Source organism: Corynebacterium sp. ACRQJ (genome assembly GCF_022346045.1).
GTDB lineage: Bacteria > Actinomycetota > Actinomycetes > Mycobacteriales > Mycobacteriaceae > Corynebacterium > Corynebacterium evansiae.
This window is the reverse complement of sequence record NZ_JAKRMT010000002.1, coordinates 88,085-113,276: the sequence shown is the minus strand read 5'-3', so window position 1 is coordinate 113,276 and position 25,192 is coordinate 88,085. Positions and strand designations below refer to the sequence as shown.

The 25,192-nt window shown below is 64.0% G+C and carries 22 protein-coding genes; 11 read left to right on the top strand and 11 right to left on the bottom strand.

Translation table 11 applies throughout. The annotated features are described in order from the left end of the window. Positions 1-44: 44 nt before the first annotated feature. Together MHX52_RS01915 and MHX52_RS01910 are read right to left on the bottom strand one after the other, a co-directional pair. On the bottom strand, positions 45-254 hold the full coding sequence (locus tag MHX52_RS01915) for a hypothetical protein (protein WP_005296957.1): 210 nt from the start codon (positions 252-254) through the stop codon (positions 45-47). A 3-nt stretch (positions 255-257) separates the two neighbouring features. Next, a complete protein-coding gene (locus MHX52_RS01910; RefSeq protein ID WP_239316315.1) occupies positions 258-1,973 on the bottom strand; it encodes a nitrite/sulfite reductase in 1,716 nt (571 codons plus the stop codon). A 315-nt stretch (positions 1,974-2,288) separates the two neighbouring features. Between MHX52_RS01910 and MHX52_RS01905 the strand changes: the two genes are divergently transcribed. Together MHX52_RS01905 and MHX52_RS01900 are read left to right on the top strand one after the other, a co-directional pair. After that, positions 2,289-3,710, top strand: coding sequence for an FAD-dependent oxidoreductase (locus MHX52_RS01905; protein ID WP_035004806.1), 1,422 nt, complete (start codon positions 2,289-2,291; stop codon positions 3,708-3,710). A 3-nt stretch (positions 3,711-3,713) separates the two neighbouring features. Further along, positions 3,714-4,322, top strand: a complete 609-nt coding sequence (locus MHX52_RS01900) for a GNAT family N-acetyltransferase (RefSeq protein WP_239316313.1) — start codon at positions 3,714-3,716, stop codon at positions 4,320-4,322. Positions 4,323-4,658: 336 nt separating this feature from the next. Here the strand turns inward: MHX52_RS01900 and MHX52_RS01895 are convergent, their stop codons facing one another. Both MHX52_RS01895 and purT read right to left on the bottom strand, forming a co-directional pair. Next, positions 4,659-5,591 carry a rhodanese-related sulfurtransferase gene (locus MHX52_RS01895; RefSeq protein WP_239316311.1) on the bottom strand — a complete coding sequence of 311 codons (933 nt, stop codon included), beginning with the start codon at positions 5,589-5,591 and terminating at the stop codon, positions 4,659-4,661. Between the two features lie 16 nt (positions 5,592-5,607). Next, on the bottom strand, positions 5,608-6,843 hold the full coding sequence (gene purT, locus MHX52_RS01890) for a formate-dependent phosphoribosylglycinamide formyltransferase (protein ID WP_239316309.1): 1,236 nt from the start codon (positions 6,841-6,843) through the stop codon (positions 5,608-5,610). 159 nt (positions 6,844-7,002) lie between these two features. On the opposite strand from purT, the gene MHX52_RS01885 reads away from it, so the two are divergent. Next, complete coding sequence (locus tag MHX52_RS01885; protein WP_049049896.1) at positions 7,003-7,437, top strand: Rieske (2Fe-2S) protein; 435 nt, start codon at positions 7,003-7,005, stop codon at positions 7,435-7,437. A 47-nt stretch (positions 7,438-7,484) separates the two neighbouring features. On the opposite strand, the gene MHX52_RS01880 is transcribed toward MHX52_RS01885, so the two are convergent. The 3 genes from MHX52_RS01880 to MHX52_RS01870 form a co-directional block, all read right to left on the bottom strand. Next, on the bottom strand, positions 7,485-8,699 hold the full coding sequence (locus MHX52_RS01880) for an ATP-binding cassette domain-containing protein (RefSeq protein WP_049049897.1): 1,215 nt from the start codon (positions 8,697-8,699) through the stop codon (positions 7,485-7,487). Between the two features lie 63 nt (positions 8,700-8,762). Continuing rightward, positions 8,763-9,443, bottom strand: coding sequence for an energy-coupling factor transporter transmembrane component T (locus tag MHX52_RS01875; protein WP_239316307.1), 681 nt, complete (start codon positions 9,441-9,443; stop codon positions 8,763-8,765). Continuing rightward, entirely contained in the window at positions 9,440-10,246 is an 807-nt protein-coding gene (locus MHX52_RS01870) for an ECF transporter S component (protein WP_239316305.1), read from the bottom strand. Before MHX52_RS01870 ends, MHX52_RS01875 begins: the two co-directional genes overlap by 4 nt. A gap of 455 nt (positions 10,247-10,701) precedes the next feature. Here MHX52_RS01870 and metE point away from each other — a divergent pair, with 455 nt between their 5' ends. Further along, complete coding sequence (metE, locus tag MHX52_RS01865; protein WP_239316303.1) at positions 10,702-13,020, top strand: 5-methyltetrahydropteroyltriglutamate--homocysteine S-methyltransferase; 2,319 nt, start codon at positions 10,702-10,704, stop codon at positions 13,018-13,020. A gap of 345 nt (positions 13,021-13,365) precedes the next feature. On the opposite strand, the gene MHX52_RS01860 is transcribed toward metE, so the two are convergent. Beyond that, positions 13,366-14,514, bottom strand: a complete 1,149-nt coding sequence (locus MHX52_RS01860; RefSeq protein ID WP_239316301.1) for a nucleoside hydrolase — start codon at positions 14,512-14,514, stop codon at positions 13,366-13,368. Positions 14,515-14,545: 31 nt separating this feature from the next. Between MHX52_RS01860 and MHX52_RS01855 the strand changes: the two genes are divergently transcribed. Then, complete coding sequence (locus MHX52_RS01855; RefSeq protein WP_239316299.1) at positions 14,546-15,268, top strand: TetR/AcrR family transcriptional regulator; 723 nt, start codon at positions 14,546-14,548, stop codon at positions 15,266-15,268. A 34-nt stretch (positions 15,269-15,302) separates the two neighbouring features. Here the strand turns inward: MHX52_RS01855 and MHX52_RS01850 are convergent, their stop codons facing one another. Further along, positions 15,303-16,112: a histidine phosphatase family protein gene (locus tag MHX52_RS01850; protein ID WP_239316298.1), complete on the bottom strand. Its 810-nt coding sequence runs from the start codon at positions 16,110-16,112 to the stop codon at positions 15,303-15,305. Positions 16,113-16,289: 177 nt separating this feature from the next. Between MHX52_RS01850 and MHX52_RS01845 the strand changes: the two genes are divergently transcribed. From MHX52_RS01845 to MHX52_RS01835, 3 genes are read left to right on the top strand one after another with little or no spacing between them, the layout of a single operon-like run. Next, a complete protein-coding gene (locus MHX52_RS01845) occupies positions 16,290-17,174 on the top strand; it encodes an SDR family oxidoreductase (protein ID WP_239316297.1) in 885 nt (294 codons plus the stop codon). Between the two features lie 5 nt (positions 17,175-17,179). Then, positions 17,180-18,433 carry an acyl-CoA dehydrogenase family protein gene (locus MHX52_RS01840; RefSeq protein ID WP_239316295.1) on the top strand — a complete coding sequence of 418 codons (1,254 nt, stop codon included), beginning with the start codon at positions 17,180-17,182 and terminating at the stop codon, positions 18,431-18,433. Further along, positions 18,423-19,523, top strand: coding sequence for a phosphotransferase family protein (locus MHX52_RS01835; RefSeq protein ID WP_239316293.1), 1,101 nt, complete (start codon positions 18,423-18,425; stop codon positions 19,521-19,523). The genes MHX52_RS01840 and MHX52_RS01835 overlap by 11 nt, the downstream gene beginning before the upstream one ends. Here MHX52_RS01835 and MHX52_RS01830 read toward each other — a convergent pair. Next, positions 19,520-19,951, bottom strand: a complete 432-nt coding sequence (locus MHX52_RS01830) for a pyridoxamine 5'-phosphate oxidase family protein (protein WP_034987205.1) — start codon at positions 19,949-19,951, stop codon at positions 19,520-19,522. The two genes, MHX52_RS01835 and MHX52_RS01830, sit on opposite strands and share 4 nt — an antisense overlap. Positions 19,952-20,164: 213 nt before the next feature. Between MHX52_RS01830 and nrdI the strand changes: the two genes are divergently transcribed. Further along, the gene (nrdI, locus tag MHX52_RS01825; protein WP_049049907.1) at positions 20,165-20,608 is read left to right on the top strand and encodes a class Ib ribonucleoside-diphosphate reductase assembly flavoprotein NrdI; all 444 of its coding nucleotides are present in this window, start codon (positions 20,165-20,167) and stop codon (positions 20,606-20,608) included. Positions 20,609-20,666: 58 nt separating this feature from the next. Next, positions 20,667-21,683, top strand: coding sequence for a class 1b ribonucleoside-diphosphate reductase subunit beta (gene nrdF, locus MHX52_RS01820; RefSeq protein WP_239316291.1), 1,017 nt, complete (start codon positions 20,667-20,669; stop codon positions 21,681-21,683). Between the two features lie 5 nt (positions 21,684-21,688). Here the strand turns inward: nrdF and MHX52_RS01815 are convergent, their stop codons facing one another. Beyond that, positions 21,689-23,311 (bottom strand): AMP-binding protein, encoded by a 1,623-nt coding sequence (locus MHX52_RS01815; protein ID WP_239316289.1) that lies wholly within the window; start codon positions 23,309-23,311, stop codon positions 21,689-21,691. Positions 23,312-23,468: 157 nt separating this feature from the next. Between MHX52_RS01815 and MHX52_RS01810 the strand changes: the two genes are divergently transcribed. Continuing rightward, the gene (locus tag MHX52_RS01810; protein ID WP_239316287.1) at positions 23,469-25,187 is read left to right on the top strand and encodes a choline/carnitine O-acyltransferase; all 1,719 of its coding nucleotides are present in this window, start codon (positions 23,469-23,471) and stop codon (positions 25,185-25,187) included. The last annotated feature ends 5 nt before the right edge of the window (positions 25,188-25,192 follow it).

Sequence of the window (25,192 nt, the reverse complement as noted above, 5' to 3'; positions counted from 1 at the left end):
GCCCCTCAAGGGGTGGGGGCGAGGGGGCGTCAATAAAAGGTCAGTTACAACAGCTGTCCGTGGAACTTGACGGAGAAAACCCGCATACATTCGCGGCACTGCCAGGCGTTGTCGGTCTCCGCGTCCGGGAACAGGTTCTGGGACATGCAGTAGGGGCAGTTATTCACCGTCGCGCGGCGGGCATTCGGGTGACCCACACGGCCGCCGACCTGCTCGTTCACGCTCGGCAGAGAGTCTTTATCCGGAACACTCATCGGCTACACCAACAGCTCGTCGTCGGCGCGGACAACCCAGTCGCGGAACTCCTCACCCTCGGTGCGGTGGGACTTAAAGTTCTCCACCACACGGACCACATAGTCGCCCAGATCCTTGGAGAAGACCTGGTTGCCGCGCACCTTCTTGCCGAAGTGCGGCTCCAGACCGATGGTTCCGCCGAGGTGCACCTGGAAGCCCTCCACGCGCTCGCCCTCGTCGGTGGTGAGGATCTTGCCGGACAGGCCAATATCCGCCACCTGGGTGCGCGCACAGGAGTTCGGGCAGCCATTGAGGCTGATCTTCAGCGGCACGTCGAGGTCGCCCAGGCGATCCTCCAGCTCGTCCACCAGGGCGATGGCGCGCTGCTTGGTGACGACATGTGCGAGCTTGCAGAACTCCAAGCCGGTGCAGGAGATAATGTCGCGGCGGAAGGCCGAGGGCTTGGCGGACAGGCCGAGCTCCTCCAGGTCCGCGGCGAGGGCCTCCGCAGCCTCGCGCTCCAGGTCCAGGAACAAAAGCTCCTTGTCCGGGGTGGTGCGGATGTTGGTGGTGCCGTGCTTTTCCGCCAGATCGGCCAGCTGCTGCAGCTGCTTGCCGTCGGTGTGGCCGACGGTGGGCTTTACGCCCAGGTAGAAGCGGCCATCCTTCTGCTCGTGCAGGCCGACGTGGTCGCGGTAGCCCGGGTACTCCTCCGGTTCCGGGCCGTCCAGCAGCGGGCGCTTGAGGTACTCGTTTTCCAGGACCTCGCGGAACTTCTCTACGCCCCAGTCGGCTACCAGGAACTTCAGGCGGGCGCGGTTGCGCATGCGGCGGTAGCCGTAGTCGCGGAAGATGCGGACCACGCCGGCCCAGACCTCCGGCACCTCGTCGATCGGCACCCACACGCCCAGGCGCTGGGCGAGCATCGGGTTGGTAGACAGACCACCACCGACCCAGACGTCGAAGCCGGGGCCGTACTCCGGGTGCTCGGAGCCGATGAAGGCGAGGTCCTGGATCTCGTGGGTGACATCCTGGCGGGCGTGGCCGGAGATCGCGGACTTGAACTTGCGCGGCAGGTTGCCGAACTCGGGGTCTGGCAGCAGTTCCTTCTTAATCTTCTCGATGGCCGGGCGGCCGTCGATGATCTCATCCTTGGCGATGCCCGCAACCGGGGAGCCGAGGATCACGCGCGGTACGTCGCCGCAGCCGAAGAAGGAATCCAGGCCGACCTTTGCCAGTTCGTCCCAGATGGTCGGGACGTCCTCGATGCGGATCCAGTGCAGCTGCACGTTCTGACGGTCGGTGAAGTCGGCGGTGTTGCGCGCGTACTTCTCGGAGATCTCGCCGATGGTGCGCAGGCCAGCGGAGCTGACCACGCCGCCGTCCAGGCGGATGCGCATCATGAAGTAGTTGTCCTGCAGTTCCGCGTTGGTCAGGGTCGAGGTCTTCTCTCCGTCCAGCCCCTGCTTGCGCTGGGTGTACATGCCGACCCACTTGAAGCGCGGGGCGAGGTCCTCGGCGGGGATCGAGTCGAAGCCCTCCTTAGAGTAGATGTCGCGGATGCGCTGCATCACACTAATTCCGGGGTCTTCCTGCTTGACCCGCTCGTCGTCGTTGAGCGGCTCGCGGCCGTCCACAGCCCACTGCCCCTGGGGCTTGCGCTGCTTCTTGCGACGCGGGCGCGCTGGCTTATTTTCAGCGGCCGGTCCGGTGGTGCCGGTGGTCGTTCCGGTGGTCATGGTGCCTCAAATTCCATCTAGACTGATCTGTCTGTCTACATTGTCCGGTTCAGCCTAGATGGGATCCGACACAAATTCAAGCGAAATGTTGATTTTTCTAGACAGAGTTGTCTATAGTTCGGGGAGTTACCCGCAGTGACCCGATTTAGCGACCCTGCGTGGATTTTCGCTACATTAGAATGTGTAAATTCATGAGCAGCTCGAACGCTTCATGCGGTTCACGCGGAGCAGCAACAAAACGCACCGCGCGAGCTCAACACCGCGGTTTACCCAATAACCGAAGTACAACCCGAACAAGAAGGATTTGCACCTGACATGCCCGAGAATCGCCCACTTCGCATTGCAGTCATCGGCTCCGGTCCGGCAGGCATCTACGCCTCCGACGCGCTGACGAAGTCTGAGGCCGACGTCAGCGTCGACATTTACGAGCGCATGCCGGCCCCCTTCGGCCTGATCCGCTACGGCGTTGCCCCCGACCACCCGCGTATTAAGGGCATCATCAAGTCCCTCCACAAGGTGATGGACAAGCCTGAGATCCGCCTGTTCGGCAACATCAACGTCGGCGAGGACGTCACCGTTGACGAGCTCAAGCAGTTCTACGATGCGGTTATCTACGCCACGGGCGCCACCGATGACCGTCCGCTGAACATCCCCGGCGGCGAGCACACCATCGGCGCCGGCGAGTTCGTTGGCTTCTACGATGCCAACCCGTACTTCGAGGACAAGTGGGATCTGTCCGCGGACTCCGTCGCCGTCGTCGGCGTGGGCAACGTCGGCCTGGACGTCGCCCGCGTGCTGGCCAAGACCGGCGAGGAGCTGAAGGTCACCGAGATCCCGGACAATGTTTATGATTCCCTGAAGGAGAACCAGGCCAAGGAGATCCACGTCTTCGGCCGCCGCGGCCCCGCGCAGGCTAAGTTCACCCCGCTGGAGCTGAAGGAGCTCAACGATTCCGACACGATCGAGATCGTTATCGACCCGGAGGACATCCAATACGACGAGGGTTCCGAGGAGGCCCGCCGCGCGTCCAAGATTCAGGACATGGTCTGCACCCGCCTGGAGCAGTACGCCATCGCCGACCCGAAGGGCGCTCCTCACAAGCTGTACATCCACTTCTTCGAGTCCCCGGTTGAGGTTAAGACTGACGCCGAAGGCCGCGTGACCGCATTCGTCACCGAACGAACCGAGCTCAATGGCGATGGCTCTGTCTCTGGCACCGGCAAGCTCACCGAGTGGCCGGTCGGCGCGGTCTACCGCGCCGTGGGCTACAAGTCCGACGAGCAGCCGGGCCTGCCGTGGGATGAGCGTCAGAACGTGCTGCCGAACGTCGGTGGTCGCGTGCTCACCGAGGGGCCGACCGCCGATGGCATCGCGGGCGTTCCGGGTTCCGCCGACCCGGAGGCCGAGAAGCGCGAGCGCCTGCCCGGCGTGTACACCACCGGCTGGGTCCGCCGCGGCCCGGTCGGCCTGATCGGCAACACCAAGGGTGATGCCAACGAGACCGTCGCCAACCTGCTGGAGGATGCTGCCAACGGCATCGGCTTTAACCCGGAGAAGCCGGAGCTGGAGGCCGTCGAGGCTTTCCTCGAGGAGAAGGGCATCGCCCACACCACGTGGGAGGGCTGGTACAGCCTGGATAAGCACGAGCGCGAGCTCGGCGAGGCCGAGGGCCGCGAGCGCAAGAAGGTGCGCGAGTGGGACGAGATGCTGCACCACTCCCAGGGCAAGAACGTCTAAGCCATGACCAGCACTCCCTCCTCCGCTTCCAGCTCCGGCTCCCCCTCCGCCGGCTCCAGCTCCCCCTCCACCGCTGGAAGCTCGGCCGAGTTCCCAGCCGTCCACTTCACCGGTCGCGCGCTTCTGGCGATGCCCGCCCAGCAGCTTCACCCTCTGTACAAGCTGCGTGTGGACGTGTTCGTCCACGAACAGCAGACCCCCTTCGCGGAGATCGATGACATCGACCCGAACCCCAACACCCACCACGTGCTGGCATACATCCACCCCGGCAGCGGCCCGGAGTACCCCTTCGGCCAGCCGGATCCGGGATCTCCCCTGCGCCTGGTGGGCACGGCGCGCGTGTACGGCAAGCCGGATGACCAGCACATTGGCCGCATGTGTGTAGCCAAGGATGTGCGCGGTCGCGGCATCGCCTCCCAAATCATGGAGCAAGCCTTAGAGGTCTGCAAGGGTCGCGCCGCCGCGCTCGACCCGACTACCCAGGTCGCCCGCGTTTCCTTGAATGCCCAAGAGCAGGTGCAGGACTTCTACGCGAAGTTCGGCTTTAAGCCCGTCGGTGACCCCTTCGACGAGGAGGGCATCCCCCACGTCACCATGGAGCTGGAGCTCTAGTCCGGCACCCCGCCGCTGCTTTCCGGCACCCCGCCGCTACTTCGCCACCAATTCCGCCGCGACCTCGGCGCACTTTTTCTACCGCGTCACCTCTCCACCGCGGTTCAACCGCGCGTGGAGAGGTGAATGTCGTTAGAACGTGAATACGTCAGCGCGCGCTGGCCTCCTCGATTTTTCACAAGCCCCTGACCTGCAGTTTTACATTCTCAACACTCATTGCTATTAACGTATTCCCGTTCTGGCGACATTTACCCCGCCCAACGGAGAATTACCCCCACGGGGCGGCGCGTATTCCCGTTCTAGCGACATTCCCCCATCCCCTCCGGCACCCCGCCGCTACCGCGCCACCATCTCCGCCGCGACCTCGGCGCACTCCTTGCGCCCGCACGTCGCGCTCTCCGGGTCCGCGGCGCACTCCTCGCACAGCAGGATCTGCTCGCGGCACTGCTCGTTTACGCAGTTGTGGAAGTCGTTGGTCGCGTGCCCACACGCCCGGCAGCGGCCCAGCGTAGCGGCGTCATCACTAAATTCCATGTGCATGCGCCCGTCGAAAACATACAGGGAACCCTCCCAAAGCCCCTTATCCCCGTACTTTTCGCCGTAGCGGACGATGCCGCCGTCGATCTGGTAGACCTCCTCGAACCCGCGGTTCTTCATCAGCGAGCTTAGGATTTCGCAGCGGATGCCGCCCGTGCAGTACGTGACCACCGGCTTGCCCTTCAGGTCGTCGTATTTACCGGATTCGATCTCGCCGATGAAGTCGTGGGTGGTGCGCACATCCGGCACGATGGCGTTCTTGAACTTGCCGATCTCCGCCTCCATGGCGTTGCGCCCGTCGAAGAAGACAACCTCGTCGCCGCGCTCCTCCACCAGCTTGTTTACTTCTTCCGGCTTCAGGTGCACGCCGCCGCCGATCACGCCGTTTTCGTCCACCTTCAGCTCGTCGGGGGCGCCGAAGGCCACGATCTCGTCGCGCACCTTCACGGACAGGCGCGGGAAGTCGTCGGCCGAGCCCGCGGACCACTTGAACTCCATCTTCTTGAAGCCGGGGAATTCGCGGGTGCGGCGCACGTACTGCTTGCAGCTGGCCAGCGAGCCGCCGACGGTGCCGTTGATGCCGTGCTTGCTGATGAGGATGCGCCCCTTAAGCTCCAGCTGTTCGCATAGCGCACGCTGCCACAGCATCACCGCGGTCGGGTCGTCGATCGGGGTGAAGCAGTAGTACAGCAGAATTCGGGTTTCGTTGAGGTCAGTTGCGCTATGTCCCATACCTCGGATTTTAGGGCTACTGCCCTTCTTCTGCGAAAACCGTCGGCCGCACCTCGATATACCCAGCGGCCTCTTCGGCGCGCTGTCGGGCCTGATCCGTGTCTTCGGCGGTGGCCACTGCCACTCCCATTCGCCGCCGCGCGAGTGCCCGGGGCTTGCCGAATAGGTAGACGTTGGTTTCTTCTACTGCCATTGCCTTATTGACGCCCACGTACTCAATATCGCCGTCGTGCTTATCCTCGCAGCGGATTACGGCGGAGGCTCCCGGGGAGATCAGCGTGGTATCGATCGGCAGCCCCAGGATGGCGCGTGCGTGCAGGTCGAATTCGGAGAACCGCTGGGTGCCGAGGGTGACCATGCCCGTATCGTGCGGGCGGGGGCTGACCTCGGAGAAGTAGACGTCGTCGCCCTTGACGAACAGCTCCACGCCGTACACTCCGCGACCTCCCAGCGCGGTGGCGATGCGGGCGGCGATGCTGCGGGCGGTATCTAGCGCATCCTCGGACATGTGCGCGGGCTGCCAGGATTCCACGTAGTCGCCGCGGTCCTGGCGGTGGCCGATGGGCTCGCAGAACCAGGTGGCTTCCCGGCCGGTGGCAGGGTCGATGGAACGTACGGCCAAGATGGTGACTTCGTAGTCGAAGGGGATGTACTGCTCGACCATGACGCGCTGGACGTTGGTGCGGGAGTGCTTGAGGGCTGCGTTCCAGGCTGCCTCCAGTTCGTCCACTCCCCCGACGTAGCTTTGGCCTGCGCCGGAGCTGCTCATGACGGGTTTGACCACGCACGGGTAGCCGATTTCCTCGGCCGCGCGGGCGAGTTCGTCAGCGGTGGAGGCAAAGCGGAAGGTGCTGTTAGGCAGGCCCAGCTTGTCGTGGGCGAAGGTGCGGATTCCCTCGCGGTTCATCGTCAGGCGGTTGGCCAGGGCGGTCGGCACGACGGAGGCCACCTCGTTGGCCTCTAGTTCCTGCAGCACGTCGGCGGGAATGGTCTCCGAATCCGGGACGACGAAGTGCGGGCCAACCTCGCGGACCAGCTGGCGGATGGCGTCCTCGTCGTGAATGTCCAGCACGTGGGCCTTGTTGGCCACGAGGTGCGCGGGCGCGCCGACGTAGCGATCCGCGGCGTGCACCTCCACGCCCAGGCGCTGCAGAGCGATGGTGAGCTCCCGCCCCAGCTCGCTGGCTCCGAGCAGGAGGACCTTGAGGGAGGAGGGAGTCAGTGGAGTACCAATTGCCTCGGGAGTGTACATAGTCTTTCACCTTACTTATGCCCACATACTTACGCTGCCAGGCCCGCCCGGCCTGCGTGCCAGCTCCGCCGCCTTACGCGGCCAGCTCCGCCCATCCCGCGTACCAGCCCCGCCGCGTGCGAGCTTGTAGCCCGCGCGGCCTGATGGGATGATCGGTTTATGAGTGAAATGCAGCCGAACCCCCAGCGTCACAGCTCCCTCCCCTGCTCCCGCCGCTCGTTTCTGCGCGGGGTGGCCGTAGCCACCGCAGCCACCGCCTCCGGCGCCCTGCTGGCAGCCTGTGCCGGCGAGGAGGTTGTGGCGAAGGCCGATGCCGCGGACCTGGAGGTCGGCGGCGCGACAATTCTGGACGGCTGGGTGCTCTCCCGCCCCGGAGAGAACGAGTACAAGGCGTTCTCCACCTCTTGCCCGCACGCCGGTGGCACCATCAACTCCATTGAGAAATCCGGAGACGTAACCGTGGCGGTCTGCCCGAAGCACATGTCCAAGTTCGACGTCGCCACTGGCGATGTGCTGGAAGGCCCCTCCCGCGACCCGATGGTCCCGGCCAAGAAGGTCGAGCGCAACGGCGACTCGATCGAGATTACGGACTAGTTCGCTGCGCTCGGCGGAACTAACCCGGCGCAACTAGCCCGGCGGGACTAGCCCGCCATATCAATCCGCAGATCGCTGACCTGCGCTGCAAAGCGCGCGTCGTGGCAGGTCCACAGCACCGTCGGCGCGCTCTGCGTGTGCCGCGTGCCCTGCCTGCCCGGCGCGCCCGCGCTACCAGGTTCGCCCAGCGCGCCAGATCCGCCCCGCCCGATCATCCGCGCATACTCGCCACCCGCGTAGCGGTGCATCAGCTCCGCCAGCTCGCGGTAACCCAGCACGTCCAGCCCCACGGTCGGTTCGTCCAGCATCACCAGGTCCGCGCCGCGCACCATCGCCGCCGCGACCAGCATGATCCGCCGCTTCGCCGCGGGCACGTCCAGCGGATGGGTGTTCGCCCACCTGCCCAGCCGGGCGAAGTCTATTGCCGCTTCGGCCAGCTCCTCGCCCGCCCCCACGGCCAGCTCCTCGGCCACGGTCCGGCAGGTCACCGCCTGATCCATCTGCGTGGGCGCCCAGCCCTTCAGCCCCTCCGCGCGCAGCGTTCCCCGGTACTTCAGCAACCCCAGCGCGCCCAGGAATAGGGTCGTCTTGCCGCACCCGTTCGGCCCGGCCAGGTGCACCACCCGACCTGCGGGAACCTCCAGGTTTATGGGGCCGACGCCACCCCGGCGGAAAACCACATCCCGCGCCAGCAGGGCCGTCCCCGTGCTCCCCTGCTCGGTGATCTCCGGAGCCACCGACTCGGCTGCAGGTTTCGGCGCGGGGGAATCGGTCAGGGTGCCGTCGGCTAGCAGGCGCTGGTGCGAGGGGGCGTCATCACTTAAGGGCGAACCCGCACGATCGTAAACGGTGACGGGCCCCGGAAAGTCCGCAATGGTGCGGCGCAGGGTGTCAACGGCGGCGGCGTCCAGGCCGTCGAGGGGGCAGTCGAGCACCAGCGCTTCGGGGCGGGCCAGCAACGCGGCGGCAATGGCCACGCGGCGGGTCTGGCCGGTGGACAGGGTGGCGGGATTCTGCTCAGCCTGGTCTTCCAGTCCCCATAGGCGCAGGGCGGTCTCCACGCGCTGTTGCATCTCGGTCCGCGGCACCCCGCGCTGCTCCATGGGGAACGCGAGCTCTTCGGCGACCGTGTTGCGCAGCAGGGAAATGTGCGCGCTGGCCTCGTTGCCAACCCATGCCGCGCCCGTCTTTTCTGCGTGCGCCCAGGCGTGTTCGGATAGTCCGACGCCACTATCTCCCCAGATGAAGGTACTCAAAGGCATTGTTCGCGCGGGATCTTTCTGGTCGTTCGCTAGTGCTTGCGTTTACTGGTGCCCATAGCCCAGCTAGTGCACTGCCCACCAGCATCCCACCACCAGGGCAGCGATGGCCAGCAGGCGGACCGCCCAGTCCAGGGCAGTATCCGGGACGGGGCGCAGTACGGTACGCGGGCCGGGCTCGCCGATGCCGGTGCGCTGCAGCGGGCGGGCGCGGGTGGCGGCATCGTCCACCATGCCGACGATCAGCGGCAGGATCATGCGGCACTTCGCCCCCAAAGTGGAAACGTCCACGCCGCGGGAGGCGCGAACCTGCTGGATTGTCAGCCAGCGGGCACGGGCCAGCGGCAGCAGCCGGGCGGTCGCGCCGACGACGTACACCAGCTTGGCGGGCAGGCGCGGCTGGACGGTGCGCATCAGCTGGTCGAGGTTTACGAAGCTGCCGATGGTCAGGCCGATGGTGGTGGCGGCTAGGAAACGGCCGCCCAGAGAGAGGGCGATCTGCAGGCCGTCGCGGGTGATGATCCACCAGCCGGGCTCCTGGCCGAAGGGGGCGTACATCAGACCGAAGCCGATGAAGGCCGGTAGGCCTAAGAGGTTGGCTGCCAGGAAGGGACGACGGGGCGTCGAGAAGAAAAGAGCCACAAGGGCGCACAGACCCCACGCGATAGCGCTCACGGCGAGGCTATCGGCGACGAGGACGAAGATCACCCCGCTGGCGGCGAGGGTGAGGTAGGTCAGTGGGTTCATGCGGTCTTGTCTGCTGCGGCGGTGTGGTCGGCAGGGGCGCTGCCGTCCTTGCCCACCGGTGCGAAGGTGCGGAGCGTGCGCTGTGGCAGGGCGCGGATGACCAGGTAGATGATGGTGAACACGATCAGCTTATCGAGCGGGTCGGAGGTCCAGGACTGCAGGAAGACGGCCGTCATCGGCTCGAAGCCCAACGTCCGGTAAGCAGTGACCAACAGACCCGTACCCGTGCCTGCAGTACCGCCGAAGATGAAGGAGGCGATCGGTGCGGAGAGAAGGGCCGTCAGGAAGCCAATAAGCAACGCGGACAAGCCGATTCTCCAATACGCACCCGTCCACCACTTGCCCAGCAACCCGGCGCAGACGCCGACGAAGGCATAGGCCGCAGCGAAACCCACAACGGTCGGGTTGAATGTGCCCCACACCAGGGCGGACAGCACGCCGGTGACCAGACCCGCCCACGGGCCGGCCAGGGCGCCGACCAGCACGGTGCCGATGGAATCCAGGTACAGCGGCAGTGGCAGGCCCATGTTGCCGATGATGTGGCCGAGGATCACGTTGATGGCCAGGGCGACCGGCAACAGCGCCAGGGTGCGCACGGGCAGGCGCGGGATCACGGCAATCAGCGCGAGGATGGCGGGGACGACGAAGCCGACCAGGGCGATGGTGGAGCTCTTGGAATCAGCGAGGGACTCGTAGTTGGAGTCGCTGGGCTGCCAGATGACGAGGGTCAGCCAGGTGGCGACAATGATGATCGCGGCTAGACCGAGCAGTGCATAAGTGGCTTTTTGTGACAGGGGGCGCATGGGGTGGAACCTCAAATTTCGGAAGTCTTCACACAGGCCAGCGCGGGCTGGGCACAACGTCTATGTCACCTCGACGTTCCGCCCGCGAATCACCCCGCGTGGCCAGTGGTTTTGATGTCGTTTAAATGCTTACAGCCTGCGGACCCGATGCACAAATCGCAGGACTTTAGGCGGGGCGATTCGGCGGGTTTTCGGATACGAGGGCGGGGGTTCTGGAACCCCGAATTAAGTGATCTAGTTGACAGACTAAGCTGTCTATTCTTAAATAGTTGAGCAAGCGACCCACGCACCGGCGAAGGCATTGCCTCGCCACTTGTGTGCGACTTCTGGAGCCCCGGGAAAGGCGCACCCGCGCGGGAACCGCACTGGCAAGAATTCCATACAGCTAAACAGCTTTACAGCTAGACACAGCCCCGCTTGGCGGGGCCACTAGGAAAAGGAAGACAAGAAAGACTATGACTTTCAACGCAACCGTCGCCGGGGTACCGCGCATCGGACCCGACCGCGAGCTAAAGAAGGCTCTCGAGGGATACTGGCGCGATAACTCCACCGGCCGCAACCTGGCTACCACCGCAACTCGCCTGGTCAACGACTACACCGACGAGCTGCTGGCCGCTGGCCTGGATTCCGCAGCCTTCTCTGGCCGCTCCTTCTACGACGCAGTGCTGGACACCACCGCCCTGCTGGGCCTGCTGCCCGAGCGCGTCGCCGACATCGCGGACCACGACAATGACGGCCTGCCGCGCTTCATCGACCGCTACTTCGCCGCCGCCCGCGGCACCAAGGAGCTGCCAGCCTCCGCAATGACGAAGTGGTTCGACACGAACTACCACTACATCGTCCCGGAGCTATCCAAGGACTCCCGCGTAGAGCTGGACGATTCCGCATTCCTCGAGGACATCCGCGACCAGGTCACCCGCGCAGGCGAGGCCGTTCGTCCGGTGCTGGTTGGCCCGCTGACGTACCTGGCGCTGTCCCGCACCGTCGATGGTTCTGATGCCTTCACTCACCTCGAAGAGATTTTTGACGCCTACTCCCGCCTGCTCAAGCGCATCGCCGACCGCGGCGTGAAGTGGGTACAGTTCGACGAGCCGATCCTGGTCACCGACTTCGCCTACGCTGATGCGGCCGCCAACGAGGATCTGCTGAAGCGCACCCGCGCTGGCTACGAGAAGCTGGTTGAGGCTGCGGGCGCTGGCGATGAGGGCGTCAACCTCCTCATCCAGACCTACTTCGGCGACGGCAACGCAGCCATCGAGCTGCTGGGCGGCTCCGGTGTGGCTGCCTTCGGCGTGGACCTGGTCACCGGTGGCGCTGCTGCCGCCGAGCTGCCCGCCTGGACCGGCAAGGAGCTGCTGGCTGCCGGTGTTGTGGATGGCCACAACGTCTGGCGCACCGACTTGGACGCAGCGCTGAAGACCCTTCAGGGCCTGAAGGAGCGCGGCCCGGTTGCCGTCTCCACGAGCTGCTCCCTGCTGCACGTGCCGTACTCCCTGCAGCGCGAGCAGAACCTGAACCCTGAGGTTCAGAAGTGGCTGGCCTTCGGCTCCGAGAAGATCCGCGAGGTCGCTGCCCTGTCCCGCACCCTGCGCGGCGAGCAGACCGAGGCCGACGAGCAGCTGTTCGCCGAGACCCGCGAGGCCATCGAGGATCGCAAGAACTCCACCCTGACCCACAACGCCGCCGTGCGCGAGCGCCAGGATGCCGTGACCGATGCCGACCGTCGCCGCGACTCCATCGAGGCCCGCCGCGAGGCACAGAAGGCAGAACTGAACCTGCCACCGCTGCCGACCACCACGATCGGCTCCTTCCCGCAGACCACGGAGATCCGCCAGGCGCGTGCGAAGCACCGCAAGGGCGAGATCGACGACGCAGCCTACACCCAGGCGATGAAGGACGAGGTCGCGGACGTTATCAAGCGCCAGGAAGAGCTGGGCCTGGACGTGCTGGTGCACGGCGAGCCGGAGCGTAACGACATGGTGCAGTACTTCTCCGAGCAGCTGGACGGCTACCTGTCCACCGAGCACGCTTGGGTGCAGTCCTACGGCTCCCGCTGCGTGCGCCCGCCGATCATCTTCGGTGACGTTTCCCGCCCGCACGCCATGACCGTCGACTGGTACAAGGTTGCAGCTGACCTGACCGACAAGCCGGTCAAGGGCATGCTGACCGGCCCGGTGACCATGCTGGCTTGGTCCTTCGTGCGTGACGACCAGCCGCTGGGCGAGACCGCCGACCAGGTTGCTCTGGCTCTGCGCGACGAGATCGACGACTTGATCGCCGCTGGCGCTCGCGTGGTGCAGGTGGACGAGCCCGCTATCCGCGAGCTGCTGCCACTGCGCAAGGAGCAGCAGCCGGACTACCTGAAGTGGGCCGTTGGCTCCTTCCGCCTGGCTACCTCCGGCGCGGAGAACAAGGTGCAGATCCACACGCACATGTGCTACTCCGAGTTCAACGAGCTGATCGACACGGTCTCCAACCTGGACGCCGACGTGACCTCCATCGAGGCCGCCCGCAACGGCATGCAGGTTCTGGCTGCGCTGAAGGACGAGGGCTACGAGCTGGGCGTCGGCCCGGGCGTGTGGGATATCCACTCCCCGCGCGTGCCGAAGCAGCAGGAGGTCAACGACCTGCTGTCCGCCGCCCTGGATTCCGTGGACCCCTCCCTGCTGTGGGTTAACCCGGACTGTGGCCTGAAGACCCGCGGCTGGGAAGAGACCACTGCCTCCTTGGAGGTTCTGGTGTCTGCCGCTAAGAAGGCCCGCGAGCGCGTCTAGTTTCCTCTAGCGCCCGCAGGCTACCCGCTGGTTAGCTGGCCGCTTCAGCTACCTGGCCACTGGTTAGCTGCGCCGCGTCGGAGACTTTTCGAAGTCCCGGCGCGGCGCTTTTGCATTTCCAGGCCATTCACCCGCCAAATAGTCCCCCTTCAGCGCCGAAAAGCACCCATCCTCCGCCAAATGTCACCCAAATGTCGCTAAAACGGGAATACGTAGGCGCTCAGCGCGGAGCCGGAAAATTTAAAACGCTCTGACCTGCGGGTTTAGACTAATGCAAATTATTGCCCTTAACGCATTCCCGTTCTAACGACATTTACCCCCTCAAAGCCCTTGATTACCGGCCTTCTAGCCCTGGCTACAGCCCTCTAAATGCCGCCCGCACACTACCCGCTCGAACTCCGCGAACACATCGGCCGGGTCCAGGGACTCGAGAATCCGGGCATTCGCCGGGCGATCCCAGTACGCTCCGCGCGCCTCTGCTCCCCTACTGGTCGCAACACCTTCACTGGCGGAAACCTCCGCAACCCGGTCAGCCACGGTGGTGCCGCGCATGAGGGGAGAGTCGGCTTCGACGTCCACGGTGGCGTCATAAAAAGAACAAGGAACGCGCCGCAACATCACCATGGCCGCGGCGAGGTCGTGGATCTGCGCGCAATAGCCCACGCCGACCGACTGGTGGAATTCGAAGTAGAAGCGGAGGGCGTCGCCGAGGAGGGTCGCCAGCTCTGGGCGCGTGGGGCGCAGCGCTTGCTGCCACCTGCGCAAACGTTCGGGATAGAGCAGGACTTGCTCGGTGACGTTGAGCGGGCAAATCGTCGGCCGCTGGCGGGTGGAGGCGGGAGCGGCGAAGACCTCCTTCAGCGCGTGGGGGTCGACCCAGGCATTCCACTCGGCCGTAGGCGTGGTGTTCCCGGGGTAGTTAAAGGCACCGGTCATCAGGGTGACCTCGGCCCCAGCCGTGCCGCTTCCAGTCGCGCCACTCCCAGCCGCACCACCCACAGCCTCCGGCGCGTGCCGCAGCGCCCAGGCGAGGTTCGTAGCCGGGCCGGCAATCAGGATGTGCGAGGCTCCGCGCCACAACTCCACTGCTGCCCGCGCATCGCCCGCCGAGCCCGAACCATCCACATCGCCCGCTGCGCGCGCCAAACCACCCCCATCCAGAGGCGAGTAATAGCCTAAACCTCTTTCTCCGTGCGTTTCCGGAGTAGTCGTCAATGGAACTTTCAGCGGCGCCCGCGCCCCCGCCACCACGGGCACCTCCGCCGCCCCAGCCAGCCGCAGAACCTCCGCGGAATTCACCGCTGCCTGCCCCGCGGTCGTATTCCCCGCGCTGGTCGTCACCACTAAATCAATTTCCCCGGCAGAATGCAGCCCGGCCAAATAAATCAGCGCCAAGCTGTCGTCGATCCCCGTATCCACGTCCGCAACAACGCGCGGTTTCTGCATTCCCGTCGAGTTTGAATTTTTAATCATTGAAGCCCGAAAAACTTTCATTATTGTTTAGTTAATAAGGTTTAAGTCTTATATGATGAAGCTTATGGTGCACGACTATGGAAGCTGGCGAAGAGCTTCAAATAACTACCCACGCGGCACCGCAGCTACTCACTCAAACGAATCACTCTCTCCGAAAGCTGCGGCCCGTCGCGCAGACATTCTGGACGCCGCCCGCAAGGTGTTCACCACCGACGGCTACCACCACACTAAGCTGACGAAGATCGCGGAGGAGGCCGGCTGTTCCGTCGGCACCCTCTACACGTATTTCGAGGACCGCCAGGACCTTCTGATGAACGTGTTGGCAAGTGTGGAAAAGGACCTAAACCCCACACTCGACGACAGCTTGCTGAGCATTGATGACGCCCGCGCTACGGTGATTCACAGCAACCGGGAGTTCGTGCGCTTCTACGCGAATAATGCAGGAGCCATGAACCTGGTTGCCCAGTCTTCCCAGTTCACCCCCGAACTTGCAGATCGGCAGATGCAGATCGCTAAGCAGATGGTTGGCCGCAATCGCCGAATGCTGGAGGCGATGATTGCCAAAAACATGATCCCGCCGTTGGATGATGTGGAATACACCGCCGCCGCTATCGCTGCAATGTTCACCCGCTTCTGCCACGCCACCTTTATTCAAGGCTTCTACGAGGTCACGGATGAGAACCGTGAAGAAATCGTGGAGCGCACGATCAAAACCCTCAGTCTGATGACTTTCCGCATGGTCGGCATGGAGGACACGAAGCCCGGGGAGCTCTAAGACAAACCCGGAAGCCCCTTAGGCGGAGCCATCTTTAGCGGTAGCGGCGCAGCGGGCGGCCGCCCGATGCGTCTGGAATGTCCAGGTGCGCGTGTTCATTGAAGCTCAGCAACTGGGCTTTGCCCGCACTCCGGACGCTAAACACGCTCACCGAGGCGGTGAAGATGTTGTTGATCAACCGCGTCCAATCGGCACCGATTAGCTCGGCCGCACACATGGAGATCGGTCCACCGGAGGTAACCACCACGACTGGTTGATCACCAGCGGCGAGGGAGGTGGCGTCCGAAAAACCTTGCCTGACCTGCGCGGCGAAAGAGTCGAATGCCGGGGTGGAGCGCCACTCGCGTAGGGCGGCGTCGATGGCACGGCCGAGCAGGCGGTTGTGCTCCTTCATTCCTCGGGGGTTATCGCGCGCGGCTTCGTAGGCCCGGCGGATCTCCGCGAGCTTGTCGGGGTGAGCGCGGAAGTAGGGGGCCAGCACGTCGTCGGAGCTAAACTCGCGCCACTGCTCCACGGTGCGAATGGCCTGCGGTTCCAGGCCAGCAGCCTCCAGCTCCGCATGAACACCTTCGGCCGTGCTGAGCTGCCGACCGAGCGGTCCGGACAGCACCACCGGCCGCGCTGCGCCCTCGCCTGCGGCGCTCTCCCGCGCTGCGCTCCCGCGAGCACCCCGGACTACCCCACCAATGCGCGCGGCCAAGCTGCGGCCGGTCGCCGCGGCCTGCTCGTGCCCGAGGGGTGTCAGGCGGTCGTAGGTTTCCTCCATCGCGCCGTCTGCGACATCGCTGGTGTGCAAGCCGCCAGAGTTCGCCTGCCCATGGCGAACCAGGTACAAAATCCCCATTTTCTAGAACTCCAAACTTTTTAAACCTCACGCCAGTCTCCCTCACTTAGACCCAAATTTCCTTAGTTTTGCGATCCTTCATTTTTGCAGCCCGCCATCTGCTTATGATGCGAGTCACAACTCAATCCCAACATCCCTACTCAAATCCCGTACCCAACACCCGCTAAGGACCCTTGAATGAGTAAATACGACTACGCCGGGCTGACCGCCATCGTCACCGGCGGCACCCGCGGCATCGGGCACGCCACCGCACTTCAGCTCGCAGCCAGTGGCGCGAACGTGGTCATCACCGGCCGCAAGCCAGAAACCGTCGTCCCTGCTGCTGAAGAACTGCAGGCAGCCGCCCGGAAGCAAAACCCGGACGCCGGTCGCGTCATCGGCATCGCCGCCCACGTCGCCGACCCCGAGGCAGCCAAGAAGGCCTGCTCCCAGGCCGTCGAGGAGTTCGGCCGCCTGGATGTACTCATCAACAACGCGGGCACGAACCCCGCCTTCGGGCCCGTGCACAAGCAGTCCGCGGAAATCATGGCGAAGGTCTTCCAGATCAACACCATCGGGCCAGTCATCTGGACCAGCGCCGCCATCGAGGCAGGCCTCGGTAAGGCTGCCGGCACTGACACCGCTGACCGCAGCCCCGCCGGCGCGGTCGTGAACGTCTCTAGCATCGGCGCCCTGTCCATGGAGGACTACATCGGCGTGTACAACGCCTCCAAGGCTGCCCTGCTGCACCTGACCAAGCAGATGGCCCGCGAACTGGCGCCACGCATCCGCGTAAACAGCATCTCCCCCGGCGTGGTCCGCACCAAGCTTTCGGAGGCGCTGTGGAAGGAGAACGAAGACTCCACCTCCACCCTGATCCCCGCTGGCCGCATCGGCGAGCCAGAGGACATCGCCGATGCCATCGCCTTCCTGGCCGCACCCACCAGCTCCTGGCTTACCGGTGAGAACCTCGTAGTCGACGGCGGAATGCTCGTGGGCAACAAGACCATCGACGTGACCACCCCCGGAAATTCCAGCGCTAAGGATAAGCCCGCTGGCGGACAATCTGGCGTCGAAAGGTAAAAACAGTGGATTTCCAGCACAGCGAACGGTCCTTGGAGTACCAAGGCAAGCTCACCGAATTCATGGACGAGTGCATCTACCCAGCCGAAGCCGTGTACGAGCAGCAGATGCGCGAATCCGGCGACCCGCACCACTTCCCCGCCATCCTCGACGAGCTGAAGGCCGAGGCGAAGAAGCGCGGCCTGTGGAACCTCTTCCACCCCCACCTCGGAGCTGGAGGCACTGGTGGCGCGGACGGCACAAGTGCCGACAGCAACCGCCCGGGCCTGACCAATGCCGAATACGCGCCCCTGGCGGAGATCATGGGCCGGTCCATGCACCTCGCACCCGAGGCCTGCAACTGCAACGCTCCGGACACCGGCAACATGGAGGTCTTCGAGCTCTACGGCACCGACGAACACCGGGAAAAGTACCTGGAGCCCCTGCTCAGCGGCGAAATCCGCTCCGCATTTGCAATGACGGAGCCGGGCGTGGCTTCCAGCGATGCCACCAACGTGCGCATGAGCATGGAACGCACCGACGGCGGCTACGTGCTCAACGGCCGCAAGTGGTTCACCTCCAACGGCATGCACCCGCACCTGAAGGTGATGATCGTGATGGGCAAGACCAGCCCGGATGCGGAGGTCCACCGCCAGCAGTCCATGCTCGCCGTCCCCGCGGACGCGCCTGGTGTGACGATCGTGCGCAACCTGCCGGTGTTCGGCTACCACGACCGCGAAGGCCACGCGGAGGTCCAATTCAAGGATGTCTTCGTGCCGGATAAGGACATCCTCGGCGGCGAGGGCATGGGCTTTAAGATCTCCCAGGATCGCCTGGGGCCGGGCCGCATCCACCACTGCATGCGCGCCATCGGAATGGCCGAGCGCGCCCTGGAGCTCATGTGCACCCGCGCTATGTCCCGCACTGCATTCGGCAAGCCTCTAGCCAACCGTGACAACATCCGCGACCAGATCGCCCAGGCCCGCATCGACATCGAGCAGGCGCGTCAGCTGACCATGAAGGCCGCCTGGATGATGGACACCGTCGGAAACAAGGCAGCCCGCCAGGAGATCGCCGCCATCAAGGTGGCCGCCCCGGCGATGGCGCTGCGGATCGTTGATCAGGCTATTCAGGTACACGGCGGGGAGGGTGTCACCGACGACACTCCCCTGGCCGCCATGTGGGCGGGCCTGCGCACCCTGCGCTTGGCCGACGGCCCGGATGAGGTGCACCGCATGACCATCGCCCGAGCAGAATTGAGGAAGTACCGTGACAAGTAACTCTAGCCCTTTTTCTGACGCCCAGCTGGCCAGCTGGCTGCACGACGTAGCCGGACTGGAAGGCGGCGCGGACGGCATCTCCCTGCAGCGCATCGGCGCGGGGCAATCGAACCTGACGTACCTGGCCACGGATTCCCAGGGCAAGCGCGTGGTTGTGCGCCGTCCGCCATTGGGCACGCTGACCGCCAGCGCTCACGATGTGGTCCGCGAGGGCAAGATCATGGCAGCACTAGAGAACACGGATGTGCCGGTGCCAAAGATCTACGGCAGCTCGACGGACTGGGAGGAAAGCCGCCGTGCAAGCCGCGGTGAAGCTCACGGCGAAGGCAGCGAGCAGGTAGCCGACGTGCCGGTGATCGCCATGTCCGCCATCGACGGTGTGACCGTCAACTCCATGAAGGTTGCGGACAGCATTTCGCCCGAGGTGCGCGGCAAGATCGCCGACGGGCTGATCGACGCGATGGCGGCGATCCACAGCGTGGATCTGAAGTCGGTGGGTTTGGACGACTTGGCGTCCCACAAGCCCTACGCCCCACGGCAGCTACGGCGCTGGACGGGCCAGTGGGATAAGACGAAGACCCGCGAGCTGCCGGCGCTGGACGAACTGACGCAGCTGCTGGTGGCAAAGATCCCGGAGCAGGACGAGACCGTGCTGGTCCACGGTGACCTGCACATCGGCAACATCATTGCGGACCCGGATACCGGAAAGATCAACGCGGTGGTGGATTGGGAATTGACGACGCTCGGCGACCCGCTGTCGGACATCGGCTCCCTGATGGCGTATTGGCCGGTCAAGAATGGCCTGCAGCTGCCTGGCTTCGAGGCCGCGCTGGCCGACGGTTTCCCCAGCCCGGAGGCGCTGGCGGAGCGCTACCTGCAGAAGGCCGGTAAGGATACCGACCGCGACCGGCAGGCGCTGGCCTACTGGCACGTGCTGGGCCTGTGGAAGGTCGCCATCATCGTGGAGGGCGTGGTGCGCCGCGTAATGAATAACCCCTCCAACCAGGCCATTTCCGGCGCTCCGACGCAGGAGATGGTGGAGTGGATCGTTAACCAGGCGGCTATCACCGCCCGCGAATACGGTTTCTAGTCCACCATCAGGGACTCGTCATCGCTGGCCAACAACCGGCCAGCATTCTTGCCGAGCATGAGGGTGTAGATCTGCTCAATGTGGATCAGCACCGCCATCTTCGGTGGGTTGTGCCCCTTCTCCTCAGCGAACTTCACCGCTGCTTCCCACACCGGCCCTTCGTGGAACAACTCTGCTGGACCGATAAACCGGTACCCGTCCAGCTCTGCCCAATCCACGACCGCCACAGCGGCCTTTGAACCGGCCCGTAGGTTTTCCAGGTGCTGCCGGCCGGTGTTTTCGTTGTAGATCAGCGTCTCGTCATCCCACACGCGCAGACTGCGCTTCGGGCCGATGTCCGGCAGTAGCGTCTCGCCGTCGGTCACAGTCGCCAGGTACGGCAGCTGTGCATCGATCATGTCTTTCATTTCTTGGGTTAGCTTCGCCACGAGCTTTTTCCTTTCTTCTCTCTGGCATATTCCGCACTACGCAGCCGCGTACGCGGTGTGAACTTGGATACACTAGGCACCCTACACAAAAGTTCAATATCTTGTTGTTGTAAAGTTCGTGTCATTGAACTTTTGAAAGCTGGTGTCATGAACATTTACCCCAACGAACAACCAACCCCAACTAGCAACAAGCTGTAAAGGACCTCTCCCCCAATGCAACCAATCGCGGTCTCGCAGCCGCGCATCGTCTACTTCTCCTCTGCCTCCGAAAACACCCGCCGATTCGTCGACAAGTTGGACATTCCCGCCCGCCGCATCCCCTTGCGGCGCAAGGAGCCGGAGCTCATCGTCGACGAGCCCTATGTGCTCATCACCCCAACCTATGGCGGAGGTGACCCACGGAAGGCGGTGCCCAGGCAAGTCATCACCTTCCTCAACAATTCACATAACCGCTCTCTCATCAGGGGTGTGATCACCAGCGGAAACAGGAATTTCGGTACGGCATACTGCTGCGCTGGACCAACAATCGCCGCCAAGTGCCAGGTGCCGGAGCTCTATCGCTTTGAATTGCTCGGCACAGCCCGCGATGTTGCCCGTGTTCGGGAAGGCATCCGGGAGTTCTGGGATCGGACTGGCGGGGAGATGTGGCGTCCATAAGACAGAGCAATAAGACACAAGCAGAACGACACGATCGAGAACAATCAGAAAGGAAAAAATGAGCTACCTCACGCGCTCCCAAACCCCACCCCAATGGCCGCACGACCCCGCCCGGCCGCTGCGGCCGGTGAATTGGAACCGGCTGGACGACCAGAAGGACCTGGAGATCTGGCAGCGGCTGACCAGCAACTTCTGGCTGCCAGAGAAAGTGCCACTGTCCAACGACCTGCCAACCTGGAACGCACTGACGGACGCAGAACGCGAGCTGACCACCAAGGTATTCACCGGGCTCACGCTGCTGGATACTGTGCAGGCGACCGTTGGTGAGATCAGCCAGATCCCGGATGCCCGCACCGAACACGAACAAGCGGTCTACGCAAACATCGCCTTTATGCAAGCCGTTCACGCGCGCAGCTACAGCAGTGTGTTCAGCACGATGTGCAGCAGCGAGGAAATCAACGCCGCCTATACCTGGGCCATCGGTAACCCAGCCCTGCAGCGCCGAGCGACGGCAGTGATGCAGCACTACTACGGGGACGACCCACTCAAGCGGAAGGTCGCCGCCACGCTACTGTCCTCCCTGCTGCTATACGCCGGGTTCTACCTACCGCTGTGGTTTAGCTGCCGTGGCACGCTGATGAATACAGCCGACATGATCCGGTTGATCCTGCGTGACAAGGCCGTCCACGGATACTACTCGGGATACAAATTCCAGCGAGGGCTGGAGGCCCACCCGGAGCGCTCGGCGGAACTCGAGGAGTTCACATTCACACTAGTGGAGGAACTTCTGGAGTTAGAGAAGGAGTACTCCGGAGATCTGTACGGCGAAGCATTAACCGACGAGAAATCGCTGATCGACGGCGTGATGGCCTTCGTGCACTACAACGCGGATAAGGCGCTGATGAATCTGGGGTACCCACCGCAATACGAAGAAGAAGCGGCGAAAACGGAGCCGGAGATCATCGCCGCCCTGGCGCCGGATTCCAACGAAACACACGACTTCTTTAGCGGCTCCGGATCCTCCTACGTGATCGGGCGGGCGGAATCAACGGAGGAGGATGACTGGGATTTCTAGCGCCGCTAGGCCTTAGCTGCCACGGGCACGTTCTTCAGATCCTTGCGCAGGATCTTGCCCGTGCTGGACTTCGGGATCGCGTCGATGAACTCGACCATGCGGATCTTCTTGTACGGAGTCACGCGCTCGGCAACCCACTCCATGAGCGCCTCTGCGCTCACGGCCGGGTCGTTCGGGTCCACTCCCTGCTGCAGCACCAGGAATGCACGCGGCAGCTCTTCGCCGTCCGATTCGCGCAGGTAACCGACCACGGCCGCGTCGGCGATGGCCTCGTGGGTCATCAGCAGCGCTTCCAGCTCGGCCGGGGCAACCTGATAACCCTTGTACTTGATCAGTTCCTTCATGCGGTCGACCACGTAGGCATTGCCCAGGTGGTCTAGGTTCGCGATGTCGCCGGTGCGCAGCCATCCGTCGGGAGTGATGGTGTTGGCGGTGGCTTCCTCGTTATTGAGGTAACCGAGCATGACCTGCGGGCCGCGCACCCACATTTCACCTTCGGAGGAACGCTCGCCCTCGTTCGCAGGCGGGTGGATCTCCTCGAGGTCTTCTGTCGTGATGTCCACGATCTTCACCTCCGTGTTGGAGACCGGCAGGCCGATGGAATCCAGTGGCGTAACTCCGACGTCGCTCACGCTAGTGACGGGGCTGGTTTCCGTCATGCCGAAGCCCTGCAGGATGCGCACGCCCAGGCGGTTGGCTACCGCGTTTGCAAGCTGCCCGTCCAGGGCCGCCGCGCCGGAAAGTACGGTCTCTAGGGAGCCGATGTCGAACTTGTCCACCAGCGGGTGCTTGGCCAGCGCCACGGCGATCGGCGGGGCGATGAAGGTAAACGTGATGCCGTGCTTCTGGTGAGCTGCCAGGAACTTCTCCAGGTCGAAGCTGGGCATGGTCACCACGTGGGCGCGCACGTACAGGCAGGAGTTCAGCAGGACATTCATGCCGTAGATGTGGAAGAACGGCAGCACGCACATCACCACGGAGTCGCGGTCCAGGCCGTTGGGGCCGAGCCGCACGCCGATCTGCAGAATGTTCGCCACGAGGTTGCGGTGGCTCAGACGCACGCCCTTCGGCACACCCGTGGTGCCCGACGAGTACGGCAGCACCGCCACGTGAGTCGCCGGGTCGATGGTGACTTCGGGCGCGGGGCGGCCCTCCCCCACGAGCGCCTTGAGGCCAGTTGCTTCGTCGGTGAGGTCGATGATGTTGCCCGGGTCGATCCCTGCCTCTTCTGCACCTTGGACGCCCGCTTCTCCCAGCAGCTTGGTCGTCAGCACATACGTCGCACCTGAGTCCTTAAGCTGTTTTGCCACGTCGTGAGCGTTCAGTAGTGACCCCAAGGTAGTAACAGTTGCCCCGGCGCGGAGAATTCCATGGAAGGCGACCGCGAAGGCGAGGCTGTTCGGGCAGTGCAGCCCGACGACTACGCCTGGCTTGACTCCGCGTTCGGCCAATGCGCCCGCGAAGGCGTCAATAAGAGCCTTGAGTTCCCCGTAGGTGGTTTGCGATCCCGTGGCGTCGTCCGTGATGGCGATGCGACCAAGGTCTTCTTCGGCGATGTTGCCGAAAAGTACGTCGTAGATTGTGCTGTTCGGGATGTCGATTTCCTGCTGTGGGCTCTGGATCGGCATGGTTTCACTCCTCGTAACCGGGGCTTGCGTTTGCAAATTTAAGACAAACCTTAAGCGAGTGACGTGCATCACGTTGCCGAACAAGTATTTTCCTTTTAAAAATATTCGGATCTTTCCGGCGTTCACCCCCCCGTGGCTCCTCAGTAGACTCGAGGTCATGCAGGATAATCGCGCTCACCTCAAGCCTCTCCCCGTACCACCGCTGGATGCCACGCTGCCCGCGCTCCGCCATGCGGTCTCTGCCGTCGCGGATGCCGATACGCTGGCCGCCACGGAGCAAGCCATCGAGGACTTCCAAGCCAACCAGGGCCCCGCCCTGCAGTCCGCCTTGGAGGCCTTCGCCGCCGACCGCGACGCCGCGAACAGCAGCTGGCTGGCAGACCGCTGGCTCCGCGATTACCTGACCGTTCGCACGCCGCTACAGACCACCTCGAACGTGGGCTTCCAGATCAACCTGCGCACGGAGACCTCTGGGTTGGATCGTGCCGTGGACATCCTGCGCGCCCTGGCGCTGGTGCACCTGAAGCAGGCCGATGGTTCGATGCCGGAGGAGGTCGACGGCCGCGGCAATCCGCTGGACGCCAACCAGTGGCGCTGCTTCAACGGTGCGCTGCGCATCCCCCGCCCAGACTGCGATGAGGTCACCTTCAGCGAGCTCGGCACCGCATCCCGCAGCATCGGCATGATCGTGGATGGCCACGTGTTCGACCTGCGCATCACGGACGAGCAGGGGCGCCTAGCCTCTCGGGAGCAGCTGCGCGCCATCCTGGAGGTGCTGCGTACTAACTCCGACACCGCCGGGAGCACCACCGGCGACCCTGCCGCTCCCGCCCTGGACTCTCGCCTTTCCTACCTCGGCTCCGCGGCTCTGGCGGAGGTTCCGCTCCCCGCGGAGACTCAGGCCACCCTGCGCGATCAACTTTTCGCGCTGCACCTGATCGACGATGCGCAGGCCACCGACGCCGACCTGCTGCGCGACCTCACTTTCGCCCCCGGCCACGCCTGGGTTTACAAGCCACTGACGTATGAAATCAACCTGGCCAGCAATTTTGCGGCCATGCACGTGGAGCATTCGACGGTCGATGGAGCCACGCTCGTGGAGGCGGTGCGTCGGGTGCAGGAGGCTGTGGATAGTGACGCCCCTACGTCCCCAAGCGCCGACGCGGATGTCACCCCAGCTGATGTCGCCCCGCTGAAACTATCCCCGGTTACGCCTGCCGCCTCCATTCCCACCGGCGACGAATACGCCGTAGAAATCATCGAGGTGCCGAAACTGGCGAAGGAGGAGCTGCCTTTCAAGTTCAGTGCCGATGCGATGAGCCAGCTGATTCTATCCATCGCGCAACTGCTGACCTTCGGCCGCATCCGCGCGGTGTACGAGGCCGTGGATATGCGCGAGTACAAGGCCGGCCGCACGGAATGCCTGCGCGCGGTCACCCCGGAGGCCGTGGCTTTCGCTAAGCAGCTCGTCGCCGGCAAGCCGACTGTCGAGGCCCTGCAGGAGGCCCTGAATGCCCACCGCAACTGGGTGATTGGCTGCAAGACTGGTCGTGGCATCGATCGCCACCTGTGGGCGCTGTCTTTCACCTCGGAGAAGCAGTCCGGCGCTCCCCTGGCGCTGCTGGCGGATCCGGGCGTCAAAGCCGCCCGCACGGACTTCCTGTCCACCACCTCGATCGGTAGCGATGCGCACATCATCCGCTATGTTTTCGCCCCCACTATCCCCAATGGTTTCGGCGTGAACTACACGCCGAAGGCCACCAGCATCGAGTACTGCCTGACCTTCAACCGTGACAAGGCGGAGCAGCCGGAGCAGTTCCAGGCCAACCTCACCCGCGCGGCGGAACTGCTGGCCGACTTCCTGCGCACGCTCTAGCGCGC

Bases quoted from the DNA above. Each gene is read 5' to 3' on its own strand.
- MHX52_RS01915 (WP_005296957.1), bottom strand. From the start codon at position 254: ATGAGTGTTCCGGATAAAGACTCTCTGCCGAGCGTGAACGAGCAGGTC.
- MHX52_RS01910 (WP_239316315.1), bottom strand. From the start codon at position 1,973: ATGACCACCGGAACGACCACCGGCACCACCGGACCGGCCGCTGAAAAT.
- MHX52_RS01905 (WP_035004806.1), top strand. From the start codon at position 2,289: ATGCCCGAGAATCGCCCACTTCGCATTGCAGTCATCGGCTCCGGTCCG.
- MHX52_RS01900 (WP_239316313.1), top strand. From the start codon at position 3,714: ATGACCAGCACTCCCTCCTCCGCTTCCAGCTCCGGCTCCCCCTCCGCC.
- MHX52_RS01895 (WP_239316311.1), bottom strand. From the start codon at position 5,591: ATGGGACATAGCGCAACTGACCTCAACGAAACCCGAATTCTGCTGTAC.
- purT (WP_239316309.1), bottom strand. From the start codon at position 6,843: ATGTACACTCCCGAGGCAATTGGTACTCCACTGACTCCCTCCTCCCTC.
- MHX52_RS01885 (WP_049049896.1), top strand. From the start codon at position 7,003: ATGAGTGAAATGCAGCCGAACCCCCAGCGTCACAGCTCCCTCCCCTGC.
- MHX52_RS01880 (WP_049049897.1), bottom strand. From the start codon at position 8,699: ATGCCTTTGAGTACCTTCATCTGGGGAGATAGTGGCGTCGGACTATCC.
- MHX52_RS01875 (WP_239316307.1), bottom strand. From the start codon at position 9,443: ATGAACCCACTGACCTACCTCACCCTCGCCGCCAGCGGGGTGATCTTC.
- MHX52_RS01870 (WP_239316305.1), bottom strand. From the start codon at position 10,246: ATGCGCCCCCTGTCACAAAAAGCCACTTATGCACTGCTCGGTCTAGCC.
- metE (WP_239316303.1), top strand. From the start codon at position 10,702: ATGACTTTCAACGCAACCGTCGCCGGGGTACCGCGCATCGGACCCGAC.
- MHX52_RS01860 (WP_239316301.1), bottom strand. From the start codon at position 14,514: ATGAAAGTTTTTCGGGCTTCAATGATTAAAAATTCAAACTCGACGGGA.
- MHX52_RS01855 (WP_239316299.1), top strand. From the start codon at position 14,546: ATGATGAAGCTTATGGTGCACGACTATGGAAGCTGGCGAAGAGCTTCA.
- MHX52_RS01850 (WP_239316298.1), bottom strand. From the start codon at position 16,112: ATGGGGATTTTGTACCTGGTTCGCCATGGGCAGGCGAACTCTGGCGGC.
- MHX52_RS01845 (WP_239316297.1), top strand. From the start codon at position 16,290: ATGAGTAAATACGACTACGCCGGGCTGACCGCCATCGTCACCGGCGGC.
- nrdI (WP_049049907.1), top strand. From the start codon at position 20,165: ATGCAACCAATCGCGGTCTCGCAGCCGCGCATCGTCTACTTCTCCTCT.
- nrdF (WP_239316291.1), top strand. From the start codon at position 20,667: ATGAGCTACCTCACGCGCTCCCAAACCCCACCCCAATGGCCGCACGAC.
- MHX52_RS01815 (WP_239316289.1), bottom strand. From the start codon at position 23,311: ATGCCGATCCAGAGCCCACAGCAGGAAATCGACATCCCGAACAGCACA.
- MHX52_RS01810 (WP_239316287.1), top strand. From the start codon at position 23,469: ATGCAGGATAATCGCGCTCACCTCAAGCCTCTCCCCGTACCACCGCTG.